The sequence below is a fragment of the Metapseudomonas phytobenefica genome (assembly GCF_043392685.1).
Classification (GTDB): domain Bacteria; phylum Pseudomonadota; class Gammaproteobacteria; order Pseudomonadales; family Pseudomonadaceae; genus Metapseudomonas.
This window is the reverse complement of the sequence record NZ_JBHZGM010000063.1, coordinates 1-3367: the sequence shown is the minus strand read 5'-3', so window position 1 is coordinate 3367 and position 3367 is coordinate 1. Positions and strand designations below refer to the sequence as shown.

The following is a 3367-nucleotide window of genomic DNA, read 5'->3' as shown; positions in this document are numbered from 1 at the left end:
GGCCGGAGTCGGAGGGTTGTTTCTGGATCACCGTCCAAGGCCCTCGAGACCAAGGACGGTGAAGATCTCCAAGTCCCGCTATCCGGTAGATCGCAAGGCTGCTCCTCTAAAGTGAACAGCATTACGCCGTAGAGCGGGCTTTTTCATGCACGGGGAGCTGGCCCTAGAGCCGTAGGATGGGTGGAGCGGAGCGATACCCATGCGGACAAGGCAGGCTTATTCATTGGCGCGGACAAAGCTCACGGACGCGAGCGTTCGCGAGCAGAGCTCGCTCCTACAAAAACGTTTCCGTAGACAATAAAAAACCGCCCCGAAGGGCGGTTTCTTTCAGCGCAACGCCGGGGCTCAGGCGATGCTCTGGGTCACGGTGTCGACGTTGGTCAGGCCCAGGGCAGCGTCGGAGCGGGCGCTGATGTCGCGGTACAGGGCTGCGTCGCTTTCCAGGACCTTTTCGCGGGCCGGGAAGATTTCCTTCAGCTTGCTCGCCCACTGCTCGGAACGGGCCTGCTCGGCGAAGCAGCGCTCGATCAGGTTGAGCATGATGGAGACGGTCACCGAAGCGCCCGGGGAGGCGCCCAGCAGGGCGGCGATGCTGCCATCCTTGGAGGAGACCAGTTCGGTGCCGAACTGCAGGACGCCGCCTTTCTTGGAGTCCTTCTTGATGATCTGCACGCGCTGGCCGGCCACTTCCAGGCGCCAGTCGGCCGGGTCGAGTTCCGGGTAGAACTTGCGCAGGGCATCCAGGCGCTGTTCCTGGGACTGCATCACTTCCTTGATCAGGTAGCGGGTCAGGTCCATGTTGTCGCGGGCCACGGAGAGCATCGGCAGGAGGTTGCCCGGACGGACCGAAAGCGGCAGGTCCATGAAGGAGCCGTGCTTCAGGAACTTGGTGGTGAAACCGGCGTAAGGGCCGAACAGCAGGGACTTCTTGCCATCGACCACGCGGGTGTCCAGGTGCGGCACGGACATCGGCGGGGCGCCGACTTCGGCCTGGCTGTAGACCTTGGCCTGGTGCTGCTTGACCACTTCGGGGTTGTCGCAGCGCAGCCACTGGCCACTGACCGGGAAGCCGCCGAAGCCCTTGCCTTCCTCGATGCCGGAAAGCTGCAGCAGCGGCAGCGCGCCGCCGCCAGCGCCGAGGAAGACGAAGCGTGCGGACACTTCGCGATTGGCGCCGGTCTTGGTGTTCTTGATGCTGACTTTCCAGCCGCTGTCGGTGCGGTCGAGGCCGGTGACCTTCTGGAAGTAGCTGACGCTGGTGCCCTGCAGGCTTTCGAGGTACTGCAGCAGCTGGTTGGTGACCGCGCCGAAGTTGACGTCGGTGCCGTTCATGGCGCGGGTCGCGGCGATCTTCTCGGACGGATCGCGTCCTTTCATCATCAGCGGCGCCCATTTGGCCATGGTGGCGCGGTCTTCGGTGTATTCCATCTCGCTGAAGGCGTGGTGCTGGCGGAGCAGCTCGAAGCGCTTCTTGAGGAACGCGGTGTCCTTGTCGCCGCGCACGAAGGAAAGGTGCGGAACGGGGTTGATGAAGGTCTTGGGCGAGCCGAAGGCGCTCTTGCCGCTCATGTAGGCCCAGAATTGCTTGGAAACCTCGAACTGGGCGTTGATGTTGACGGCCTTCTTGATGTCGATGGAGCCATCGGCCGCCTGGGGCGTGTAGTTCAGTTCGCAGAGGCCCGCATGACCGGTACCCGCATTGTTCCAGGGGTTGGAGCTTTCGATGGCCCCTGACTCCCGGAGTTCTGCGATCTCCAGCTTGATGCCGGGATCGAGTTCTTTAAGCAGTACCGCCAGCGTAGCGCTCATGATGCCGGCCCCGACCAGCAACACGTCCACTGCTTCGTAATCGTTTTGCGCCATTTGCTCGCCACTCTCTCGTGAAGTAGTGAAAAACCGTCATCTCACGCTCTTTTGGAGTCGTGAACCTCAAAAGACTCGCCTGCTCCCGGACAAGCCGCTTCCGTCCGCACGTGCGTTTACACGCGTGCTTCCCTGCGACAAACGTCTGCAATATGGGCGGAAAGATGCGGCAAGCCAACGAGTGGCAGCGCGAAAAGTGGGCGGCTCTCTGTGGGGCGGTGCGGATGCCCAAGCTGGCGCGAGGTGCGGTGTTGCGAAGCCCGATCAGGAGACGACCTTATAATCGGGGGGCGATTATAACGATGAAATTGGGCGAATAGGGCGCTCGGAGTGACTTTTCTTCTTCCGCCGGTCAGGCTGCCAACGCGCGGCGGCGCGAAGATTGTCCGACGACCGGTGCAATGCGAGCACGGGCGGGGAGCGGCTGGTCGAGCCAGGCAAGGCGGGCTTCGCTGACTTCGACCCAGTTGCCGCTGGCCGGACGCTCGATTCCCTGATGCAGGCCACGGCAGATCCCGGCCTCGTTCACCAGGGCGAAGCTGCGGCGTTGCGGGCGGCGGGCGAACAGGGACCAGAAGAAGTTCATCGGGGCTACTCCAGCAAGGGCTGCACCTTTATTCCACGCCGGCGTGACAGGAGCATGACAGGAACCGTGCCGGCCGATGGCGGTCTGATATTGCACGGGGCTGGCGCACTGTCAGTACCCATGCCGGCTGGTTATACTGCCGGCCGTTTTGCTTTCATTCTTGGAGAGATAAAGCATGCTGAAACGCTCGTTGCTTGGCCTTCTGGCCGCCTTCAGCCTGACCCTGGTCGGCTGTGCCCTCAGCCCGCAGCAACTCAGCCCGCAACCCAAACTCACCGGCCAGCTGACTCCGTATGGCCAGGGCCAGCCGGTGGTCGTGCGCGTTGCCGACGGTCGCCCTTCCCCGGTGCTCGGTACCCGCGGCGGCATCTATGCCGACACCAGTTCCATCAGCGTGCAGAGCCAGGACATCCTGCCGCGTCTGCAAGCTGAAGCCGAGGCCGCCGTGCGCCTGCTGGGCTTCACCCCGTCGCCCAACGCCTACAACGCGCCGCAGCTGACCCTGACCCTGGCCGACCTGAAGTACCAGTCGCCCAAGGAAACCTACGTCACCGAGGCCAACATCAGTGCCAGTTTCCGTGTCGACGTGCAGAACAGCTCCCGTCGTTACAGCGGCAAGTACGGTGCTTCGCTGAACCAGCGCTTCGGCACTGCGCCGAACGAGCAGACCAACACCAAGCTGGTGAGCGACGTGCTGAGCGACGCCCTGACCCGCGCCTTCAAGGACCCGACCATCGGTCAGGTACTGTCCCAGCAGTAAGCGGACCGCGAGTGCGAAAGCCCGGCCCGGCGCCGTAATGCTGTTCACATAAGCATTTGAGCTGTTGCCGTGGCTCCCCGAGAATCCGATGCCAGACCTCTGGCATCGGATTTTTTATGTCCTTTCAACAGCAGTTGCTCGACCTGGGCGAGTTGTTC

At 62.8% G+C, this 3367-nt stretch carries 3 protein-coding genes; 1 reads left to right on the top strand and 2 read right to left on the bottom strand.

What is annotated here, in order from left to right; all coding sequences use genetic code 11:
- Positions 1-345: 345 nt before the first annotated feature.
- Together mqo and ACFW0B_RS25565 are read right to left on the bottom strand one after the other, a co-directional pair.
- A complete protein-coding gene (gene mqo, locus ACFW0B_RS25570) occupies positions 346-1863 on the bottom strand; it encodes a malate dehydrogenase (quinone) (RefSeq protein ID WP_449151759.1) in 1518 nt (505 codons plus the stop codon).
- Between the two features lie 352 nt (positions 1864-2215).
- Positions 2216-2449 (bottom strand): hypothetical protein, encoded by a 234-nt coding sequence (locus ACFW0B_RS25565; protein WP_449151758.1) that lies wholly within the window; start codon positions 2447-2449, stop codon positions 2216-2218.
- A gap of 175 nt (positions 2450-2624) precedes the next feature.
- On the opposite strand from ACFW0B_RS25565, the gene ACFW0B_RS25560 reads away from it, so the two are divergent.
- Entirely contained in the window at positions 2625-3209 is a 585-nt protein-coding gene (locus ACFW0B_RS25560) for a YajG family lipoprotein (RefSeq protein WP_449151756.1), read from the top strand.
- The last annotated feature ends 158 nt before the right edge of the window (positions 3210-3367 follow it).

Excerpts from the sequence above, each read along its gene's own strand:
- mqo (WP_449151759.1), bottom strand. The coding sequence starts at position 1,863 with ATGGCGCAAAACGATTACGAAGCAGTGGACGTGTTGCTGGTCGGGGCC.
- ACFW0B_RS25565 (WP_449151758.1), bottom strand. The coding sequence starts at position 2,449 with ATGAACTTCTTCTGGTCCCTGTTCGCCCGCCGCCCGCAACGCCGCAGC.
- ACFW0B_RS25560 (WP_449151756.1), top strand. The coding sequence starts at position 2,625 with ATGCTGAAACGCTCGTTGCTTGGCCTTCTGGCCGCCTTCAGCCTGACC.